The organism is Aquimarina latercula DSM 2041 (genome assembly GCF_000430645.1).
Classification (GTDB): domain Bacteria; phylum Bacteroidota; class Bacteroidia; order Flavobacteriales; family Flavobacteriaceae; genus Aquimarina; species Aquimarina latercula.
The window spans coordinates 601,323-623,109 of sequence record NZ_KE387185.1 but is presented as its reverse complement, the minus strand read 5'-3'; the positions used below and the strand labels follow the sequence as shown (position 1 = coordinate 623,109).

The following is a 21,787-nucleotide window of genomic DNA, read 5'->3' as shown; positions in this document are numbered from 1 at the left end:
AGCTATGGCAAAAACTAAAACTGTTTTTTTCTGTCAAAATTGTGGTGCTCAATATCCCAAATGGCAAGGGCAATGCACATCATGTAAAGAATGGAATACCATCGCAGAGGAAGTAGTGCAGAAAGCTTCAAAAAATGACTGGAAAGACCCTAACACATCTTCCAAAGAAAATAGAATTTCTAAACCATTAAAAATTTCAGAAATTGATACTAGTCATGAAGCAAGATATAATACTGATGACTTAGAGCTGAATAGGGTTCTTGGTGGCGGGATTGTACCTGGTTCACTTACTTTATTGGGAGGAGAGCCTGGCATAGGAAAAAGTACATTATTATTACAGATTAGTTTAAAACTACCATATAAAACTTTATATGTTTCTGGAGAAGAAAGTCAGAAACAAATTAAGATGCGTGCAGAACGGATTCAATCTAAAACAGATAATTGTTTAATTCTTACTGAAACTAAAACTCAGAATATCTTTAGACAGATTGAAGCTACTGAACCGGATATCGTAATTATAGATTCAATCCAAACACTACATAGCGACTATATAGAAAGCAGTGCTGGGAGTATTTCACAAATTAGAGAATGTACCACAGAACTAATAAAGTTTGCTAAAGAAACTGCTACTCCTGTTATCCTAATTGGTCACATCACAAAAGACGGAAATATTGCAGGACCTAAAATTCTCGAACATATGGTAGATACTGTACTTCAGTTTGAAGGGGATCGAAATCACGTTTACAGAATTTTAAGAGCTCTAAAAAACCGTTTTGGATCTACATCCGAATTAGGAATTTATGAAATGCTAGGAAGTGGGTTAAGAGAAGTTTCCAATCCTAGTGAAATTCTGATCTCTAAAAAAGAAGAAGAGCTAAGCGGAACAGCAATCGCTGCTACAGTCGAAGGCATGAGACCATTAATGATAGAAATACAAGCACTAGTTAGCACAGCAGTTTATGGAACACCGCAAAGAAGTGCTACAGGTTATAATCTGAAACGTTTAAACATGATACTTGCAGTATTAGAAAAGCGTGCAGGATTTAGATTAGGAGCTAAGGATGTATTCTTAAATATAACTGGTGGTATTTCTGTAGATGATCCAGCAATTGATTTAGCTGTAGTTGCAGCCATATTATCTTCTAATGAAGATATTCCGATAGCCAAAGATTTTTGCTTTGCAGCAGAGGTAGGGTTAGCCGGAGAAATTAGACCTATAAATAAAGTAGAACAAAGAATTCAGGAAGCGGAGAAATTAGGTTTTGCGACCATTTTCGTTTCTAAATACAATAAAATTTCTAATCAAAATACCGCAATCAACATTCAACTTGTTGCCAAAATTGAAGATGTAGTTGAGTATTTATTTGGTTAAAATCCAACCACTAAGGAGCTGGATTGGGTATTTGCGCGTGAACTTCATTAATTTCATTGATTATTTCGTTTGATAAAATCACATCGATGCTATTAATATTTTCGGTTAGTTGCTCGATAGAAGTTGCACCAATAATATTACTAGTTACAAAAGGTTGCTGATTCACAAATGCTAGTGATAATTGTGTCAGACTAATATTATGTTTTTTAGCAATCTCATTATACAATCTAGTTGCCTTATAACTATTCTCATTCATATATCGATTATAGTTAGGAAAAAGGTCTACTCTAGAGTTTTTAGGTATTTCCTCTAGATATTTACCTGTAAGCATCCCGAATCCTAGTGGAGAATACGGTAGATGTCCTACATTTTCGCGATGTAAAACTTCTACAAGTCCTATTTCATCTTTTCTATTTAATAAGTTATATGGATTTTGTATTGTAATCATTTTAGGCGCTCCTTTTCTAGCTTCTTCGGTATAACGCATCATACCATACGCAGTCTCATTAGAAACACCAATATTTCTTATCTTACCTTCTTTTATAAAATCATTAAGGCTCTCTAAAATTGTAGCAAAATTATCTTTCCAAGCATCTTCTTCATCATGTGTATATCCGAGTTGCCCAAAATAATTAGTATGTCTTTCTGGCCAATGCAACTGGTACAAATCAATATAATCAGTTTGTAATCTTCCTAAACTCTTATGAACTGCATCTCTAATTTCTTCTTTAGTAAAACCTTTATTCCTAATATGTTTAGAAAAATCCGCAGGACCTACAATTTTTGAAGCTATTACTACCTTATCCCTTTTTCCTGATTTTTTTAACCAACTACCAATTATTCGTTCAGTACTTCCTTGAGTTTCTTTTTTGGCAGGTACAGAATAAAGCTCAGCAGTATCTATAAAATTTACTCCTTGATTAATTGCGTAGTCTATTTGCTGATGACCTTCTAACTCGGTGTTTTGCTCGCCCCAAGTCATAGAGCCTAAACATATTTTACTAACTTTAATATCTGTATTTGGTAACGTTGTATACTTCATTCTCTAATTGTGGCTAATTTTCTAGATACATAAAGACTCAAAAATAAAAACTCTCTTTTTAGTTATTCAAAAAATTATCTTAATAAAACTGTAATGCGAGAACATTATCCACAGTAGTGATTTAAAACATCTACATAATTACAAGTCAAAAAACACTTTACAAATAATCAACATATTGATTATTAAACACTTATGCTAAATTTTGTTTTGTGGTATAATTATTCCAGTAGATCATATATCCAAGAAAGCAGTAAATTCTTGAGATCATGAACAAAACAACTACAAATTTACACCAACCAAAAGGAGGTTTATTGACAACCTCAAAATAAGGGTTCATTTTTGTCACCCTATACTTTTTTAACCGGAAAAAGAGCTTCTATAATAGGAGCTCTTTTTTTATATAAAATCATTCTTAGCTTAAGAAATCATATATTTTTATATATATTTAATTGCATTTTGTATATTTTTATATACATTTTAACACAACTCATGCATAATCATTAATACAAATTCATGTTAAACACTCATTATAAGGATCTTAGTGAAGAAAACAAACAGTTTGCAGTCCACAGAATTGCCGCTAAAACACTCTTTACCACAAAAATAGTTCAAAAAGTATTACAACGTTATAACCCCTTAATGGAAATACAACAAAACAGAATTGTAATTAATCGTAATTCTTACCAGAAACTTATTCGTGAAATACGCAAAGAACATCTCTTAGCAAAATAAAAAACGGATGCAGTTACCCCATTACTACATCCGTTTCACAACTAACCAACCTAAAAATTAATTCCTCACACATCCAACACTTATTATTCTTTAGATTGATATAAAAGTATTGTCTTTCTGTGATTGATAAAAGCAATAATGAGGGAAGCAAGGCTTTTAATTAGGGAAATAGTCAGTTTTATTATGCAGTAATATATGTCGTAGTGAAAAGAAGCTAGTATTTCTAAAATCGATTTTAGAAAACAATCAAACTCTAATTTTAATTGAAAATGACTTTTAGGATATTTTATAGAGGTTGTTTTTACAAACAAAAAAAGCGCTTACCGCGCTGCTCTTATGATATCGGTAATATCTCTATTACTTTACCATATACATTTTTGGTCCATCCGTTGATGCGACCTCGATTGTTACCGATCAATAATCCTAGTTTTACATTTTTGCCTTTGACTAAATGTGTAAAACAGTTTCCTCTTACTTTACAGAAAACAATGTCTCCCGCTTCGCAATCTTCCCAGTTTACGGGTTCCAATACAACGGGTTGTTTTGATCGTAAGATTGGTAACATAGAATTACCTGGTTCTTTGGAGACAATCGTCTCTCCATTCAATAGCTTTTGAATTTTCCAATTCATAATCATAGTTTTAAAAATTAATATTTAATTCAAAAACTATGGAGTATGGCTTTACAAAGAACATGTACCTAAGTACATCACAAAGATAGGTGTTTTTTAATAATCCTTATTGCTCTTCTACTTCATTTACTTTTTTGGTTACACCGCATTTTCTGCGAACCGTTCTTTCGGAAAGTGCCGCTGCATTTCTTGCCTGATTCTCAGAGGCGCGACCATCATTAATTATTGCATCATACACAGTTTTATTTTCTATAAGACCACGTAAAACACAAATAAAACCAGGACTGTCTTTACCTTTATAATGACTCTTTTTTTTAGGCTTCGTAACCAATTCGCCAAATAAACGACCTTTTAGTACTTTATTTTGATTAACTGCTACCACAAACTCATATAATAAATTCTCTTCTTCAGAATCCATATCACTTACTTTATCTAAGACATTGGAATACTGATCGTTGGTGAAATCAAAATATTTGTAAAAATCAAAATAAGTGCCTTGGTCTTCTTCCTCCTCTTCACCATCTTCTGAATACTCATCACTTTGCGTTTCTTCTTCCTCGTAGTATTCTTCTTCGCTTTCCTGACTCACACCTTTAATCACAGATAATACTACTATTATAAAAATGGATAACCTCTTCATTTGCTATATGGTTTTAAATTAATTTTGGGTATTATAAACGTACGAGAATGTTCTTTTGTTATCTATCTCCTTTATTTTTAAGAATTTTACGCTATGCATAATTAAGGATTTTATTTTTGTTTCCTAAATTCGTGGCATACTTTTTGGAAACTTCAAATTAAAATAGTTAATTTAAAGCAGTTTTTAAGATAACTTTAATACTAAATTTATATTTATTCCGTTTTGGAATACGTGAAATCAAATACGTAGTTTTGATACTAAATTATTATAACACCCAAATATTATGAAAAAATTATTTCTACTTTTACTTATGGTAGGCGCAGGATTAACCACCCAAGCTCAGGTTCAAAATGGTAAGGATACTGATTGGTCTCAACTTTATGAAGAGCAAAAAGAGTTATATGCTTTAGCTTCTGATATTGGAGAAATAACAGATAAAGTAACAGCTCAAGACAACATAATCTCTTTTGTTCTAAAGTCAGGTACTATTTCACTAGAAACGAAAAAAGATAAATCTAAAGCTAAAGAGTTTTATAATTATACTTTATTAACAAGCGCTGGTAAACAAATTCGACTTGGAAAAGACACAGCAAGTGATGTAATAGATAGTTTTAGAAGTAAACTCTTAATCTTAAAAGAACAGTTAAAAGCTAATAATGGTAAAGAAGTTGATAGCATCTTATCTGAATTATTTAGTAATTAACAAAAATTAGCTCTATAAAATATAAAAAAAGCGCTCACTTGAGCGCTTTTTTTATACATTCTATTTACTATTATATATCGTTTAACAATTTAGATATTTCATCCAACTTAGGTGTTAAAATCACTTCTATCCTTCTGTTCTTTGCCTTACCTGTTGATGTTTCATTAGATGCTACTGGAGAGAATTCTCCTCTTCCTGCAGCGGTGAGATTCTGTGCATCTATTTGTGGATTCTCTAATAAAAGATTTACAATAGCCGTTGCTCTCTTGGTAGATAAATCCCAGTTTCCTTTTAACTGGCCATTACCCGTGTATGGTACATTATCCGTATGACCTTCTATAAGTACAGCAATATCATTATTTTCTCCTAAAACAGATCCTAATTGTTTTACCGCCTGTCTTCCCTGCGTTCCTACCGCCCAACTACCAGAAGCAAATAACAGTTTGTTTTCCATAGAGATATACACTTTACCATTTCGTTCTTCGACCGTTAATCCCTTTCCTTCAAAATTTCGTAAAGCTTTAGAAATAGCACTTTTTAGAGCTTGCATTTTAGCATCCTTTGCTGCAATCAATCCTTCTAATTCATCTACACGTTTAGAACGACTCTCTAAATCTCTCTGCAGTTTTTCTAATCGATTTCGTTCTGCGGCTAATGTTCTTTCTTTATCTTCTAGCTGGGACAATAACTCTCTATTTCTCTTATTATTTGCATTTAGAGCTTCTGCACTATTTTTTCCTAATGCATCATAGGAGTTTTTTAGATTTTCATAATTCGTAGAAAGCGCATCATATTTGGTTCGTAATTCATCTCTTTCTACCCTTGTCTTTTCATACTCCTTATTGAGCCGATCCAATGCCAATTTATCCGCATCACTAGTTTTTTGTAAAGCTTTATAGGTATCCTGCAACTTTCTATTATCTCTTTTTAATCGAGCATATTTACCTTCTAATTCCTTATGTACTTTAGAAGAAACACACGAAGTAGCAAATGTTCCTATACATATTAGTATCGCAATTCTTTTTATCATAATTCTTATTTTATTAATGTCTACTAAGGCAAAGTACACCTATTACATATTCAATTCTACCATAATCGGACAATGATCGCTATGCTTTGCTTCTGATAAAATAACGGCTCTTTCTAATTTATCTTGCAATGGTTTCGCGACCATACCATAATCTAAACGCCAACCCTTATTATTAGCTCTAGCATTCGCTCTATAACTCCACCACGAATAATTATGAGGTTCGGTATTAAAATGCCTAAAAGAATCTATAAATCCGCTTTCTATAAAATTACCGATCCATTCTCTCTCTACTGGCAAAAACCCTGATACATTTTTATTACGTACCGGATCATGAATATCAATTGCTTGATGACAAATATTATAATCTCCTAGGATTACTAAATTAGGATGTGATTTTTTTAACTCATTAATATATTCCTGAAAGTCATCCATAAACTTAAGTTTATGGTCTACACGTTCTATATTCGTTCCACTTGGTAGATATAAACTCATAATAGAAACACCATTAAAATCGGCTCTAAGATTACGACCTTCATGATCCATATAATCGATACCTGTTCCGTACTCTATATGATCTGGTTCTGTTTTAGATAAAATAGCGACACCACTATATCCTTTTTTCTGTGCGCTATACCAATAATTATATTTGTATCCTGCATCTGCAAAAACATCTAGATCTAATTGTTCCTTATTTGCCTTGATTTCTTGTAAACAAATCACATCCGGATCTGCTTGTATCAACCATTCTATAAACCCTTTTTTTAGTGCTGCACGGATTCCATTTACGTTGTATGATATTATTTTCACTTATTTATTATTTTATGTATTCATATTAAACTTCGCTTATGAGAGGAGAGGGATAGTATTTCAGCTTGCGCCAAATGCAAAAGCTAGAAATTCTTGGGTGTATTAACCGAAAACTTAAACCCTTTTTGAATAACACACCCCTAGCCCCTCTCAAGAGGGGACTGCTTTAGTCCCTGTCTCAAGACGGAAACTAAATATTAAATTAGATATTTTCATTTTCATAACTTTGAATATAATTTTCTATAGCTAATAATACATTAAACATATCTTTAAATATCTGTTGGTCTGTAAATCTCAGAATATTAACCCCAAGTCTGTTCATTGCCTTTTCTTTGACAATATCTTTGTTGTAAACTTCAACTAATTGATGAGAATATCCGTCAATCTCTATTCCTAACATCAACTCATAACAAAAGAAATCTAATATATAATTATCTATTGGTTTTTGTCTATGAAAATCATACCCATATAATTGCTTTCTTTTTAATTTTTGCCATAACAATATTTCTGACTTTGTGCTATTATTTCGCAATTGTCTTGCATATTCTTTTAGCTTAGGATTATATGGAATGATTTTTCTTTTTTTCATAAATAATAGGCTTCCCTCTAGAGAGGGATAGTATTTCAGCTTTTGCCAAAAGGCTAAAGTTAGAAATTCTTGGGTGTGTCACTTACCTAATTCATTTGCTATTTTCAAATTAACACACCCTAACCCCTCTCGAGAGGGGAATTTCTTTTTCTATACCAAAACAAACTTACTAAGATCAATACTAAAATACCAACACCAATGAACCAATATCCATAATTATTACTCTCAAGTTGGATTGCGGCTGTATCTCCTAATAAATAAAACCCTCCCCAATAATAAGGATGATCAGTTTCTTGATTGGTAGTAGCAAGAAATTGTAATTTTGCTTGTTGCAGAGCCTCTGCTTTATTTTTACCGTCCCTAAGGTTGGTATAAAAATACTCCATAATCTTAGGCGTAGTTTCATCAGAAACTTCCCAATTGGTCAGTAATAAACTTTTTGTTCCTGCATACTGAAATGCATTCCCCAAACTCATAATTCCCTCGCCTTTGGCAATTTTACCAGTTCCGGTATTACAAGCACTAAGTACGGTAAGTTCTGCAGGGATATCTAACGCAAATAGCTCGTGACTGTATAAATAATTATCCTCTACGGTATCTTTACTTTTAGTGAAGTATAGCTTAGAATTTTCTGGTCGTTCATTATCTACATCGCCATGTAATGCTAGATGTAAAATATTATAGGCTCCTGCATGTTTTTTAAAGTTTTGCTCTGTAGCTTCTGATCCATAAAAATATTGTCCATCTACAATATTAGAAATAGCTTTAATTTCTTCTCGAGTTCCAGGTAAATCCATACTCGAATTTCTAAAAGCTTTTAAACTTACGTTTCGTGTATTAGAAAGGTTATCTCCACTAGAAAAAGAAAACGCTAGGCATTCTTGTAATTCTTTTGGAGCGACACCTTCATCTATTTTGTTTTGGAACAACAATGTAGCAGAATTAGCATAGGAAATCGCATACTCTTTAAGAAGATATGGCCAAGTTTTTGGATTATCAGAGGTGTCTTCTGCAGTTAATAACAAATCAAAATTAAGGTGCCATAATGATCCATCAGGAACTATGATTAATTGATTTCCTACGAATTCATTTTTTACGGGAGCTATTAATTTTTTATACAGTTGATGGGAAAGTTCTTTATAAACTTCATAGTTTTTAGTGATCGCACCTTGGAATTCTTCAATATGTCGTTCTAGCTTTGGCGTCAATAATTCTTTTACAGCAATCTTATTTTTTGAAATCGTAAAAGCATAGGTGATACTATCTGTCGTAAAAAACTCCAACAAAGTAGTTTCATCATCTAATTTTTCTTGAACATCAGCTACAGAAACTACTTCATTGGTATATTTTAATTGATGATATTTAGGATATTTTTTTTCTATGACTTCGGTCAACGAATCTTGTCTTCTAGATATACTAAAAAGTCTATTTTCGTACTCCATAATTTTTGTACTATCGCTTTCCTTTTTAGAAAATTCTTCATTGATACGCGATTGATAAAATGCCTTACTAATTCTTAGTTTTTTTTCTAAATCAACAAGGTCAATCGATAATCCAGAAAAACTCTTGGCATTGGAATCGTCTAATATGTCTTTTAGAGTGTTGGATTTACTTTTTTCCGCAAAGTAAAAAGCATTTCTTAGCGAATTCTGATTTTGATTAGAATATAAGACATGTAAATGAACAGCGCTTTTATAAACCTCCTTTACTTTATTCCCTAACAATATTTTATCTTCATAATTTTGAAAAGATTGTCTTAAATGATCAATTAACAAATCTACTTTTCGATGTATCTCCAGCTGTTTATTAAAATCATTAATATCTCTGTTTAAAATATATTTCGATTTAAATAAATCACCCTTACCAAAAAGTGTTTCCAACAATACTTCTAAATTATAATACTGATTGGAATTAAAATTATCTATACACTCAAAACTATTATTATTTATAAAATTAGAGTGTAATGCTTTATTAAAAAAGGTAATTCCTTTATTATACCTATTCTGCTTACTATAAACCTTAGCTATAGAATTATATAAGTTCGCAATAAGAGGATGACTCTCCCCATATATATGTTGAAACATAATCAACCCTTTTTGATAACTTAATAAAGCCTGATCATAAAGTCCATTTTCAAAATAAGAGTCCCCTATGTTCTCATAAATTATAGCTTTTTCAGGATGATTTTCGTTATCAAAAATATTGTTATATATCTGTAATGCTTTATTAAAATAATCTCTAGCTCTATAATATTCTTTATTTTTAATATAAGTATTACCTATTATCCTATAAGTAAATGCAACCTTATTATGATTTTCTCCTGTAGAAGATTTTCGAATTTCCAAAGCTTTATTATAATACTCTAAAGCGTTTTTAAAATCACCTCTATCTCTATAAATAGTACCAATATTAGTATAATTAAGTGTAGTCTTAGGATGATCTTTACCATATATTTTAAGCTTAATATCTAGACTCCTCTTATAATACTTTAGCGCTTCTATATCTTTCCCTTCATTAGAAATAACGCTTCCAATATTCATATATACAGTAGATAAACCTTTAGAGTAATTGTTTTTTTTATAAATAGACAATGCTTTCTGGAAGCATTTTAAAGCCTTTTCATTATGCATTAATCTAAAATAAGCACTTCCAATATTTATATAATTATCTGCAACACCCAAATGATTTTCACCGTTATTCTTAATAGAAACCTCTAAAGCCTTATTATAAAAATCTATAGCCTCTTCATATTTACCTAAAGCACTATAGACATATCCCAAATTATTATAGTTAAAACCAGTATTTCTATGATATGGACCAAGTATCTCTGCATGTAATTTGGCTGCTTTTTTATTGAATTTTATAGCCTTCTTATAATTAGAAGTACGAGTATGAATAACTGCCAAATGACTATACGACAAAGCCATCTCTCTGTCATTCTTAGAAAATATTTGTTTCCTTATATCTAGCGCTTTTTCAAAATATAATAGTGCTTGTTCAAAATCAGGAATTCTCGTATAATAATTCCCTATATTGTCAAAAGCACGAGCAACCTCTTTATTCTCAAAACTTAAATAGGTTTTACAAATTTCTATCGCTTTATTTGAATTTTTTAGTGATTTTTCTAATTTATGGGTTGCCCATTGATTTTTGGATATCCTATTATAACATTGGGCAACTTGCTCCCAGACCTCTGCTTTTTGATATATTGGTAATGCTTTTTTAAAATATAAACTAGAGCTATCTAACTTTCTGTCATTAAACAATGAATCTGCTTTCTTAAAATATTGAGAAGCTAGAATCGTGTCATTTACAATCTTAGTCTGCGAAAAAGAAAGACTCGAAAAGAATAAAAAAAAGACGATGGTTTTTAGAGAGTTCATGTGGGTAAGATTAAAGCTTACGATACTAAATCATTTTTACAGAAACAAATATACTATAAACAACACACCCCTAACCCCTCTCAAGAGGGGAATATGATACTTTTACTTTACGAAGCTTTTCTCTCGAAAGGGTGATCAGAATTTATTCGCTATCCAGTACCTCAATAGTCTTCTTTGGTTTTTTAGTTCGTATTCTGATTGTTTGGTATTGCCAACTATCATTTCTTTTATTTGCTACGACATCCATTTTTCCTTTTTGTTTAGATCCTTTTATCCCAACCGTTATAATGGCTTTACCTTCTTCGGCATATCGAACTTCTCCTTCCAGAAGCTCAAAAACACTAATTGGCTGTACTTCTCCCAAGAGTGCAATAACACGTTCGTCGTCTTGCACCATATCAAAAGCATTATCATATATAGACGGGTCTACCATAGCTTTAGTAAAATCACCTATTGGTTTCCCTAAAAGCACCAATAAGGTCAGGACAAATCCACTAATCAATGCTAAAAGCCCTAAAAACCAACTTCTATTCTTATGCCACCAACTTTTTTTATCTATATAATCAGTCATAAATTTTTATTTAAATTATTTCGGACTAATAAAACTTAATCTTACTTTTATCGTTATTGCTATTATAAAAACCTTTCCAATCAATAGTTGTTGCATAAATCATAGTAATTTAAGAAGCTTAGCAAGTCTCTGTAGGCGAAAAACTTTAGTTTTGTATTGATGCGTATTTTTACGGTTTTAGGTTTTTTATTATTCTTCGGTACCAGTAGTTTATTGGCTCAAGATACTTTTGGTAATTTCAGAAGTAAGAAGGTACGTGTTACTGATACTATACGTATTGATTCTGTAAGTATCAACTCATTTAAATTCAAATTACTTTCCAAAAAAGGAATTGCTATAGACAGTACATTATATGACGTAAGTTTTAAAGATGCCTCTGTTGTCTTATCATCACAAGTAAAATCACAAAATGATTCAATTACCATACAATATTTTCGCTATCCTGATTTTTTGACTAAAAAGTATTTTGAATTCGATTCTTCTATCATTGTTGAAGAGAATGGTAACCTACAAAAACTATATAGCTTATCGGAAGCCAATAATAAAAAAGAGTTCACTCCTTTTGATGGACTTACCACCAACGGAAGTATATCAAGAGGTGTTACCGTAGGTAGTAATCAAAATACCGTTTTAAACTCTGAACTAGATTTACAGATTTCTGGTAAAATAAGTGATAATATATCCTTACGTGCATCAATACAAGACGCAAACGTACCAGTACAGCAAAGTGGGTATTCACAAAATTTAGATGAATTTGATCAAGTTTTTATAGAATTATATAGCAAAAATTGGAATGTAAGAGCAGGTGATGTGCAACTGCAAAACACCACGAGTTATTTTAATAGATTTACTAAAAACGTACAAGGTATATCTATTAATGGGACTTTAAACCATCCCGAATCTAAGACCGATTTATTTGCTTCAGGAGCTTTAGTAAGAGGCGTCTTTACCAGAAGTCAATTTACTGGCCAAGAAGGTAATCAAGGACCCTATAAATTAACCGGTCCTAATGGAGAATTATTTATTCTCATAGTCTCTGGAAGTGAACGTGTATATGTAAATGGATTACTCTTAGAAAGAGGTGAGAATAAAGATTATATTATTGATTACAATGCTGGGGAAGTTCGATTTAATCCTACATATCCTATTACATCAGATATGAGAATATCTATAGAATATCAGACCACAGAACGTAATTACTCTAGAATCATCGTTTATGGTGGAGGAGAACACAAAAGTGACAAACTAAAAATTGGGGCTTTTGTCTACTCAGAAAATGATGCAAAAAACCAACCACTACAGCAAAACTTAAGCGATGAACAAAAAGAAACACTATCCAATGCTGGTGATGACACTTCTCAAATGATTTCACCATCTGCTGTTCCAGATGTTTTTAGTGAAAACAAAATTCTTTATAGAAGGGATATGATAAACGGTCAAGAAGTTTTTGTATTTTCTAGTAATCCAGAGGATGAATTATTTAATGTTAGGTTCTCTTTGGTTGGAGATAATCAAGGTGATTATATTGTAGGAGATGTAACCACAATTAGTAGAATTTTTGAATACGTTGCACCTGTTAATGGAATACGTCAAGGTAATTATGCACCAATAATTCAATTAGTCGCTCCTACCAAACTTCAAACAGCTGTGGTTCAAGGTTCTTATACTCCAAACGAAAAAACATCTGTAGCATTTGAAATTTCAGGAAGTAAAAATGATTTGAATCTATTTTCTGATATTGATGATAATGATAATGATGGAGTAGCAGGGAGATTACAACTAAGGCAAAATATTTTTTCTAGAGATAGTAGCTGGACCATGAATGCGTTTGCAAATGGAGATTATATCCAGAAAGAGTTTAAGAGTATAGAAAGAATTTATAATGTAGAATTTAACCGTGATTGGAATTTAAACAACCCTCTAGGAGACCAGCAGTTTTTTACATCTGGTTTGGAGCTACTTCATCCCCAAAAAGGGTTTACTCGATACTCATTTCAGCATCTTAATTTTTCTGAAAACTATAATGGGAATCGACATTTACTAAGTACAGAACTAAAATTAAATAAATTTGGTGTTTCTTTATATTCTAGTTTATTAAATAGTAAGAATTCGAACTTAGATTCAAGATTCTTCAGAATCTATAATATTCTGACCTATAGCTTTCCAAAAAATTGGATAGGAACCAAAATAGGAATCGAGGAAAATAAAGAAATCAATCTAAGTGATCAAACTTTTACATTAAATACGCAACGGTTTAAATCATATGAGATCTACAGTGGAGTAGGCGATAGCACAAAAATATATACAGAAATTGGATATAGGCATCGTATTAATGATAGTGTTAGAAATAATCTTTTAAATAAAGTAAGTACATCTAATACCTATTTTCTTAAATCCAACTTACTAAATACGACAAATACTCAATTATCTTTATTTATTAACTATAGAACATTAAATAATGAAGATCAAAATAGAGAAAATGAAGAGTCTCTAAATTCGAGATTATTATACAATCAGAAATTTTTTAATGGTAAAGTAAATTGGAATACGGTTTTTGAAACAAATAGCGGAACTTTACCTCAGCAAGAATTTACGTATGTCCAAGTAGATCCAGGACAAGGAACGTATACGTGGAATGATTACAACAATAATGGCATACAAGAATTAGAAGAGTTTGAAATTGCTCAGTTTACAGATGAAGCCATTTACCTAAGAGTATTACTCCCCAACCAGCTCTTTATAAAAACTCACCAAAATCGACTAAGCCAGATTATAACTCTAAATCCTCTTTCTTGGTCTGGATCAGATAACAAAACAAAGAAGTTATTATCACATTTTTATAATCAAACATCTTATATCATTGATCGAAAAAACCTTCGAGATGACAGTTCTTTTGATCTCAACCCATTTAAAAAAAATGATAACGAATTAGCATTAAACCTAAGTTTTAGAAATACCTTGTTCTTTAATAGAGGAAAACAACGTTACACAACCTCGTATACTTTTCTTTCCACAAAAAACACTAATTTACAAGTTACCGGACTTCAGGAAAATATTATAGATAGTCACCAACTAACATTTGCACATAAAATGGCAAAGACTTGGCTTTTTGATTTAAAAAATGAACTTGTTAAAACCGAAAGTATCTCAGAAAATTTTATCAATAGAAACTACCTTCTAGAAGGTTATAAAATAGAACCCAAATTATCCTACTTATTATCTCCCCAAACACAGTTTAGCATTTTTTATCTTTTAAATGATCAAGAAAACAATTCTGGAGAAGAAGTACTGACCCAACAAAAACTAGGTGTTTCTTTTGCATATGCAAATAAACAACAGATATCCATTTCTGGTGAATTTAACTATTTTAATAATGATTTTACAGGAAATGCTTTCTCTCCGGTGGGCTATCAATTACTTAATGGTTTGCAACCGGGAGATAATTACACCTGGTCTATGTTAGCCCAAAAAAAATTAACTAAATATCTCGATCTTAACATATCTTATTTAGGTAGAAAAAGTGAAACAACCAGTACAATTCATACAGGAAGCGTGCAACTTAGAGCATATTTCTAATTTTTTGTTCATCTTTTAAATAAAAAAATCTAATTTGTAATTCTTAAAACTAAAACCACTTAACAATGAAAAATATTCTTAAAATTTGTGTCGTGTTAATTTCATTACTTTCGTATAGCTGCGTTACAACTCAAGGAGCAGATGGAAAAAAAGGTGAAGATGGAAAAGAAAGTGCTCAAATTATAGATTCTAAAGAAATGATTGAAAAAGGTTTTATCAAAGGAACATTGTCTATCAATAAATCAAAAGACTGCTCATATATTCTTACAGTAGAAAAATATGCGGATAAGTTAGATCCAATTAATATTCAAGATTTCTTTAAAACCGACGACATGCCAGAAAAAGTATGGGTTAAATATAGTGATCTAAGAATGAAAAGCAGATGTAAGGAAGTAAGACCTGTATCAATACAGGAAATAAGTAAGCGTACTGATTAGTTTACAGAAAACTTGGCGGACTTTCCAGTTTTGCCACCTCCTAATCTAACAAAGTAAATACCCGTGCTAGCATATGACATATCCAATAAATATGTAAATCTGCTATTAGCATCTTTTTCTACTAGATTAGAAGCAATTGTTTTTCCTGTAATTGTAAAAATACTCAGCCTAAGGATATCATCTGCATTAACATCACTCATCGTAATCAAAAATTGATTATTAGGCTGACTAATCACTATAAGATCAGAATTTGGGTTTGTATTTTCTCCTATTTCTACAGTATAGTCATGAGTTGTACCAAACTGCATAGAACCACAAGGATCATTAAGATCAGATCCATTATTTGTATTCGTATCTCCAGCTCTAACTCTTAATAAATGGGTGCCTAATGGCGCGTCATTATTTAATGAAAAAAGAAAAGTCTGATTTACATTTTCTTCAGAAATCACTTGATTACTAATTACTAATTCTTCATCTTCAAAAACCGTATCATCATCAAAATCTATCCATAACGATAATTGTTCTGCATCACCTTCTGCAAAACCTGCTTGAACAGTAAGCGCGTATACACCGATAGACTTATCAAGATTAATTACCATACTGGTAAAATCTTCATAACCATCTCCACATTCAATATTCTGGTTTGATATATTAGAAAGCTCGAAAGAAGACAAACCATCTCCAAATCTCAAGCAATCTGATGTTGGTGAGCATAGTTGATGAACAACTTCTCTTGTAATGGCATCATTAAGAGTATCCTCATCTGTAGTTAAAGCAGTACCAATTTCAAATGAATAATTTGAAAATTCTGACAAATCAGCGGTAACTGTAAACGTATATTCTGCCGATTCTCCTACTGCAATAGTTCCAGTGAAAACCTCATTAACTGGAGTTCCTCCATCAAGTGCATAAAAAACAGGAATATTAGATTGCGGAGAACCTCCATAGTTTCTTATTAAAACCGTAACAGCTTCTGTAGAAGAAAGACCTCCTCCTGACACAGGAGAAACCAAACTTATCACTCCTACATCATTCAAAAACAAATTAGAAACCTCTTTAGTTGTACAATCGTTTTCTGGAGTTACATCACCCACTTGATTCGTTTCTGCAGAAATAAAAGAACTATTTCCTACTGTTAAATCGGCCGTAGCACTAAATGTAAACGACGCAGTTTGTCCTGCTGCAATAGATCCTGTAAAAATTTCATCCACTGTACTTCCTCCGTTAACCGAATAGCTTACTGGAATATTACTTTGTGCTGTTGTCCCAAAATTTTTAATTGTAATTGTAATAACTTCAGATGTTGTAAAAGTAGCATCTTCTGGAGCATCAATACTAACAACTCCGACATCATTTGGTATATTATCTGCAATTTTAAAAACCCCTACAATATTTCTTGCATTATTTCCTGAATTCTCAAAATACTCTGCAATATGCCAAAAGGTTTGATCATCTAATGGATCCACAGTCATCTGTGCATAATCTCCATAACGATTTCTTGTCGTTCTATCAACATCTGCACCTATGGCAATTGTTTCTTCGGCAAAAGTCATGGTTCCTAAAGGATCATCTGCCAATCGACCAGTATACCTGATAGAAGCAAAACTATTTTGGCTTGCTCCATTATCTATGGTCCCCATAGTAGTATATCCCATTCCGATATTTCCAAAAATATCCATCGCCATACTCGCACACCAAGCACTTTTCCCATCAGGTGAAGTATAGGTTCCTTCTTGAAAAACAGACCATGGTTGATTATCACCATTCTGGCGAAGTTCATACCATCTGATCGCAGCTATATTATCTGAATCCTGACGATTATCAATATCTACTGGAAAATTTAATACTACTGAATTATAATCACAAAATCTTCTGTAATTAGTAGCAAACATTACAGTTCCCTGTAATACATCAATATTTTGACCATCTGATCCTGGTTGTGGAAGATTTGCAAAGGAACCTCCATCAAATGTAGAATCAAAAGAAGTGATATTACCATTACTTACTGTTAACTCTTCGGCCTCTGAGATTGTAGATTGTTGTGGATTAATCCAATCCACATTAATAGTCCATAACTTTAATGCATCTTCATTTACTCCTTGCCAATCATCATCCTGAAAATAAATAATTCTAGCATCTCCAACTGGAGGAAGTGTGCTTCCTATGGCATTGAATGACGCCGGACTATAAAAACCACCTATTCTTGCTCCTGGAAGAGGAAATCCAACCATTTGTGCCGTATCAACTCCAGCAAGTATTTGTTCTCTATCTATAACATATACTACTTCACTTGTCATTTGCTGACCTTGATCTTTATTAGCAGTTATATAATATCCATCAGACCAAATTGAAAATTTCGTGTAATCAGGAAAGCTACCGGTATTAAAACGATAGGTATACCAACCATCATTTACTGGATCTGACCCTCTACATACAGCAACCAAAAAACCATTAGGTGTATCACTAAACTGAGTAATAACGAATCGATCGGCAAAATTATCATAAAATACTATTGGATCTCCCAGTGATTCTCCTGGAAAAATATTTGCTAAAGAAGTAGAAGGTACTAATACATTTCCATTTCTATCATGAATAGCAAAAGCAGAATTTTTAGCACTTATATAATGATTAGGACCGATTGCTCCCGTAGGATCTGATGGTGAAGTTGTACTAGAATTGGTTTCAAAAACCAATGAAGGTGATCTATTACTTCTAGTATTACTTGCACTTTTTTGGTTTACTATTAGCGCGTCTTGCCCTTTTGGAAGTCCTTTACCGGGTACAATTTTATTCGCATCCGTTCTCTTAGGATTTACTTCTCCTTCTCTTGGTATCTCAGGAATTAGTTTTTTACCAATCAAAGGCTCTACTTCTTTCATATAATTAGAAGAAGTAACCAAAGTTGCCTTAGCGGTCTTTTTATTTTGAGAAAAACCAACTATACAAAAAAAGAAAAAAGAAAAGAAAATGATCCTTTTCAATAGCATAATAACAAGATTTGAATGACGGAATATCCTAATTTTTAAGTCAAAATACAACTAATACTGCAATATTTGATATTAATAATATAAAGCCTCTATTTTATTTAACGAATACATTAGTGCAAATATTTTCACCACACCCTATAATTATCAATGTAAAAAACTCGTAATAATCATATTCCTAATAATTATAATCAAACATTATAGAATGAGAATATTTTTTCAATGAAAACCAAAACTGGGGTAGGGATTTTAACAACATACGTGTTTATTATATAACAAATCAAACGAAATATAAATCATGTTTAAAAATTCACTCTTATTAATCCCATTACTCGTACTTTTTAGTTTTGGGACTTTTGCACAAACAAAACCTAGTGCAAAACCTAACTTTTATTCAAAATCCACCTCTATGAGAGTGGTGTCCCCTATTGGATCAAAAAAAACACTTATCCCAGCTAAAGACTCAAATGAAGAGATTAGAGATGGTAGATATTCCAAGGATAACAGATCTTCTAAAGGTAAAATCATTATCGGTAAAGGATCTACAGGAGATGACATCTTAGCTAAAGCACAAAAATCCAACACAACCCGTGTTCCTGGATTTGATCCTGAGATTGTTTTTGATACCACAGAACAAAATAGTCAACCTACAGACCCATCTCTAGCAGTTGGACCTAATCATGTACTTGCTGTATTTAATACTGGTTATCGAATTTTTGATAAAGATGGTAATCCACTTACAGGTAACTTATCTTCTAATAATATTTTTACAGCAGCTAATGTTTGTTGTGACCTTACTATATCCTATGACAACGCAGCTGATCGATGGGTTATGTCTATATTATTTTTTGATGGATCAGTAGAAGTCGCTGTATCTCAAGGACCAGATCCTATTAATGACGCTTGGTCTGTATATTCATTCGCAGGTATTGACGATTACCAAAAAGTATCTGTATGGTCAGATGGTTATTATATGACTGCCAACGTAAACTCCGGTTCTGCAGATACTCAAAATTCAGTTTTTGCTCTAGAAAGAGATGCTATGTTAGCGGGAGCAACCAGCGCACAGATTATTGGCTTTCCTTTACCAGGAATAGCTACTGATGGTTTTTACGCTCCTCAAGCTTTTAATATTAGTGATGATAACTTACCTGCAACAGGAAACGCACCAATCGTATATATGCAGGATGATGCTTTTAATGGAATTACAGAAGATCATATCAAAATATGGACAATTAATGTAGATTTTACAACTCCTGCCAATTCTACTATTTCTCAACCCACGGAATTAACTACTACGCCTTTCATTGGAGCTTTTGATGGAGGCTCCTTTGCAAATCTTACTCAGCCAGGTGGACAAGATATCGATGCTTTACAAAATACAATCATGAATCAAGCACAGTTTCGAAAATTTCCTACTCACAACTCGGCCTTATTCAATTTTGTTGTTGATACAGATGGTGGAGCTGGAGAAATCGCTGGAGTACGATGGTTCGAATTAAGGCAATCTGGTGATGGTCAACCTTGGACCATTTATCAAGAAGGAACTTATACTTCTCCAGATGGAAAAAATGCTTGGAATGCTAGTTTGATTATGGATGATAACGGAAATATAGGAATGGGGTACACTGGTATGGGTGGCACTACCGACACCTTTGTCAGCTCATATTACACCGGAAGATTTGCAAATGATCCCTTAGGGACGATGACCATAGATGAAACATTAATTGCAGCTGGTGGTGGAAACATACCTGGTTCCGAAAGATATGGGGATTACAGCAAAATTGACCTAGATCCATCTAATGGAGAAAAGTTCTGGTTTGTTACAGAATATGTAAATACCGCTGGTAATAGAGCTAATGTTGCAGGTGTTTTTCAGATTGCTCCTAGCAATACAAATGATGTTGGTGTAGTTTCAATTGATATACCTCAGGAAGGAAGTTTCACTAACGCAGAAGATATCACTATTGAAATTCGTAATTTCGGAAGTGCTCCAATTTCTAATTTCGATGTAACTTATCAGGTGGATAGTGGTGCTATAATAACTGAAACATTTACTGGCACTATCGAATCCTCCAGTATAGCTACTTATACATTTACGCAAACAGCAGATTTATCTACTGAAGGTCAGACTTACACAATCACAGCATCTACGAATTTAACAAACGATGAATTAAACACAAATGATCAAACTTCTATTGTAGTTAATCATTTAGCTCAAAACGATATAGGAATTATCGCCATACCAGCACCTATATCCAGTGATGGATTGGGAACAGAAGCAATAACAATAACTATAGAGAATTTCGGTACTCAAGAACAATCAAACTTTGATGTATCCTATGTTATTAACGGTGGAACTGTGGTTACGGAAACAGTAGCAGGACCACTTGCAGCGGATAGCACAATAGATTATACTTTTACAGAAACTGCAGATCTATCACAATCAGGGTCTTATGAAATAGTTGCTACTACAGTGCTATCGAATGACACTAATACTAGTAATGATAGTTTTACTGCCACTGTAGAAAATTTCACTTGTAACTCGGAAAACAATACAACACCAGTTGCGATAAGTGAAAGTGGTACTCCAACGATAACTTCTGAAATAGAAATAACAGAGAGTGTTATAATTTCTGACATAAATGTATCTCTTAACATAGAACACACTTGGAATGAAGATCTTACTATTACATTAACAGCGCCAGATAACACAACTATAGTTGAATTAACAAGTGTTAACGGAGGTAATAGTGATAATTACACAAATACTATGTTTGATGACCAAGCAGGAAATCCAATTACAGGAGGAACGGGACCTTTTACAGGAACCTTTCAGCCAGAAGGGAATCTTGCCGATTTTAACGGATTATCTTCTGCAGGAACTTGGACACTTACCATAGCGGATGGAGCAAATCAGGATGGTGGACAATTGTTAGATTGGGCTATTGAATTCTGTGAAGTTGAAGATATTACACTTGGTGTTAACGAAAACCTAGATCCAAATACTGACTTAAAAATTATTTATAGAGAAAATAATCAATTCGAAATACGATTTGATTCTGACGCTGTTACTGATCAATTAGAAATGGATATTTTTAACCTAAATGGTCAAAGACTATTAAATTATAGACTAAATAAAATAAACAACATTGGTTATGTATATGACCTTGATATGTCTTATGCTTCTGCTGGTATATATTTGGTAAGAATTAAAGACAAGCAAAACAAATCTAAAATAAAAAGATTTATAGTTAGATAATTGTAGTTACATTATAACCCAAAAAAAG

General features: G+C 32.4%; 15 protein-coding genes. 6 read left to right on the top strand and 9 right to left on the bottom strand.

All coding sequences use genetic code 11. The features are described 5' to 3' along the window. The first annotated feature begins 4 nt into the window (after positions 1-4). Positions 5-1,372, top strand: a complete 1,368-nt coding sequence (gene radA / locus H526_RS0120590) for a DNA repair protein RadA (RefSeq protein WP_027394755.1) — start codon at positions 5-7, stop codon at positions 1,370-1,372. A gap of 10 nt (positions 1,373-1,382) precedes the next feature. Here radA and H526_RS0120585 read toward each other — a convergent pair whose 3' ends face one another. Next, positions 1,383-2,414 carry an aldo/keto reductase gene (locus tag H526_RS0120585; RefSeq protein ID WP_027394754.1) on the bottom strand — a complete coding sequence of 344 codons (1,032 nt, stop codon included), beginning with the start codon at positions 2,412-2,414 and terminating at the stop codon, positions 1,383-1,385. A 513-nt stretch (positions 2,415-2,927) separates the two neighbouring features. Here H526_RS0120585 and H526_RS0120580 point away from each other — a divergent pair. Beyond that, complete coding sequence (locus H526_RS0120580; protein WP_027394753.1) at positions 2,928-3,146, top strand: hypothetical protein; 219 nt, start codon at positions 2,928-2,930, stop codon at positions 3,144-3,146. Positions 3,147-3,480: 334 nt separating this feature from the next. Here the strand turns inward: H526_RS0120580 and H526_RS0120575 are convergent, their stop codons facing one another. Both H526_RS0120575 and H526_RS0120570 read right to left on the bottom strand, forming a co-directional pair. After that, positions 3,481-3,777 (bottom strand): hypothetical protein, encoded by a 297-nt coding sequence (locus H526_RS0120575; RefSeq protein ID WP_211237852.1) that lies wholly within the window; start codon positions 3,775-3,777, stop codon positions 3,481-3,483. A gap of 106 nt (positions 3,778-3,883) precedes the next feature. Next, positions 3,884-4,417, bottom strand: a complete 534-nt coding sequence (locus H526_RS0120570) for a hypothetical protein (protein WP_035086137.1) — start codon at positions 4,415-4,417, stop codon at positions 3,884-3,886. Between the two features lie 283 nt (positions 4,418-4,700). Here H526_RS0120570 and H526_RS0120565 point away from each other — a divergent pair, with 283 nt between their 5' ends. Continuing rightward, complete coding sequence (locus H526_RS0120565) at positions 4,701-5,120, top strand: hypothetical protein (RefSeq protein WP_027394750.1); 420 nt, start codon at positions 4,701-4,703, stop codon at positions 5,118-5,120. Between the two features lie 70 nt (positions 5,121-5,190). Here H526_RS0120565 and H526_RS0120560 read toward each other — a convergent pair whose 3' ends face one another. The 5 genes from H526_RS0120560 to H526_RS0120540 all read right to left on the bottom strand — a co-directional run bounded on the left by H526_RS0120560 (position 5,191) and on the right by H526_RS0120540 (position 11,500). Then, positions 5,191-6,150, bottom strand: a complete 960-nt coding sequence (locus H526_RS0120560) for an OmpA family protein (protein ID WP_027394749.1) — start codon at positions 6,148-6,150, stop codon at positions 5,191-5,193. A gap of 42 nt (positions 6,151-6,192) precedes the next feature. Beyond that, complete coding sequence (locus H526_RS0120555; protein WP_027394748.1) at positions 6,193-6,957, bottom strand: exodeoxyribonuclease III; 765 nt, start codon at positions 6,955-6,957, stop codon at positions 6,193-6,195. A 202-nt stretch (positions 6,958-7,159) separates the two neighbouring features. Beyond that, a complete protein-coding gene (locus H526_RS0120550; RefSeq protein WP_027394747.1) occupies positions 7,160-7,546 on the bottom strand; it encodes an endonuclease domain-containing protein in 387 nt (128 codons plus the stop codon). Between the two features lie 119 nt (positions 7,547-7,665). After that, entirely contained in the window at positions 7,666-10,929 is a 3,264-nt protein-coding gene (locus H526_RS0120545) for a CHAT domain-containing protein (RefSeq protein ID WP_027394746.1), read from the bottom strand. A 142-nt stretch (positions 10,930-11,071) separates the two neighbouring features. Beyond that, entirely contained in the window at positions 11,072-11,500 is a 429-nt protein-coding gene (locus tag H526_RS0120540; RefSeq protein WP_027394745.1) for a cytochrome c oxidase assembly factor Coa1 family protein, read from the bottom strand. Positions 11,501-11,659: 159 nt separating this feature from the next. Between H526_RS0120540 and H526_RS0120535 the strand changes: the two genes are divergently transcribed. Both H526_RS0120535 and H526_RS0120530 read left to right on the top strand, forming a co-directional pair. Next, positions 11,660-15,076, top strand: coding sequence for a hypothetical protein (locus H526_RS0120535; RefSeq protein WP_027394744.1), 3,417 nt, complete (start codon positions 11,660-11,662; stop codon positions 15,074-15,076). Positions 15,077-15,141: 65 nt separating this feature from the next. Next, on the top strand, positions 15,142-15,513 hold the full coding sequence (locus tag H526_RS0120530; RefSeq protein ID WP_027394743.1) for a hypothetical protein: 372 nt from the start codon (positions 15,142-15,144) through the stop codon (positions 15,511-15,513). On the opposite strand, the gene H526_RS0120525 is transcribed toward H526_RS0120530, so the two are convergent. Further along, a complete protein-coding gene (locus H526_RS0120525; RefSeq protein WP_027394742.1) occupies positions 15,510-18,500 on the bottom strand; it encodes a GEVED domain-containing protein in 2,991 nt (996 codons plus the stop codon). The two genes, H526_RS0120530 and H526_RS0120525, sit on opposite strands and share 4 nt — an antisense overlap. A 295-nt stretch (positions 18,501-18,795) precedes the next feature. Here H526_RS0120525 and H526_RS31150 point away from each other — a divergent pair, with 295 nt between their 5' ends. Then, the gene (locus H526_RS31150; protein WP_051336258.1) at positions 18,796-21,759 is read left to right on the top strand and encodes a proprotein convertase P-domain-containing protein; all 2,964 of its coding nucleotides are present in this window, start codon (positions 18,796-18,798) and stop codon (positions 21,757-21,759) included. Positions 21,760-21,787: the final 28 nt, after the last annotated feature.

Excerpts from the sequence above, each read along its gene's own strand:
- radA (WP_027394755.1), top strand. The coding sequence starts at position 5 with ATGGCAAAAACTAAAACTGTTTTTTTCTGTCAAAATTGTGGTGCTCAA.
- H526_RS0120585 (WP_027394754.1), bottom strand. The coding sequence starts at position 2,414 with ATGAAGTATACAACGTTACCAAATACAGATATTAAAGTTAGTAAAATA.
- H526_RS0120580 (WP_027394753.1), top strand. The coding sequence starts at position 2,928 with ATGTTAAACACTCATTATAAGGATCTTAGTGAAGAAAACAAACAGTTT.
- H526_RS0120575 (WP_211237852.1), bottom strand. The coding sequence starts at position 3,777 with ATGAATTGGAAAATTCAAAAGCTATTGAATGGAGAGACGATTGTCTCC.
- H526_RS0120570 (WP_035086137.1), bottom strand. The coding sequence starts at position 4,417 with ATGAAGAGGTTATCCATTTTTATAATAGTAGTATTATCTGTGATTAAA.
- H526_RS0120565 (WP_027394750.1), top strand. The coding sequence starts at position 4,701 with ATGAAAAAATTATTTCTACTTTTACTTATGGTAGGCGCAGGATTAACC.
- H526_RS0120560 (WP_027394749.1), bottom strand. The coding sequence starts at position 6,150 with ATGATAAAAAGAATTGCGATACTAATATGTATAGGAACATTTGCTACT.
- H526_RS0120550 (WP_027394747.1), bottom strand. The coding sequence starts at position 7,546 with ATGAAAAAAAGAAAAATCATTCCATATAATCCTAAGCTAAAAGAATAT.
- H526_RS0120545 (WP_027394746.1), bottom strand. The coding sequence starts at position 10,929 with ATGAACTCTCTAAAAACCATCGTCTTTTTTTTATTCTTTTCGAGTCTT.
- H526_RS0120540 (WP_027394745.1), bottom strand. The coding sequence starts at position 11,500 with ATGACTGATTATATAGATAAAAAAAGTTGGTGGCATAAGAATAGAAGT.
- H526_RS0120535 (WP_027394744.1), top strand. The coding sequence starts at position 11,660 with ATGCGTATTTTTACGGTTTTAGGTTTTTTATTATTCTTCGGTACCAGT.
- H526_RS0120530 (WP_027394743.1), top strand. The coding sequence starts at position 15,142 with ATGAAAAATATTCTTAAAATTTGTGTCGTGTTAATTTCATTACTTTCG.
- H526_RS0120525 (WP_027394742.1), bottom strand. The coding sequence starts at position 18,500 with ATGCTATTGAAAAGGATCATTTTCTTTTCTTTTTTCTTTTTTTGTATA.
- H526_RS31150 (WP_051336258.1), top strand. The coding sequence starts at position 18,796 with ATGTTTAAAAATTCACTCTTATTAATCCCATTACTCGTACTTTTTAGT.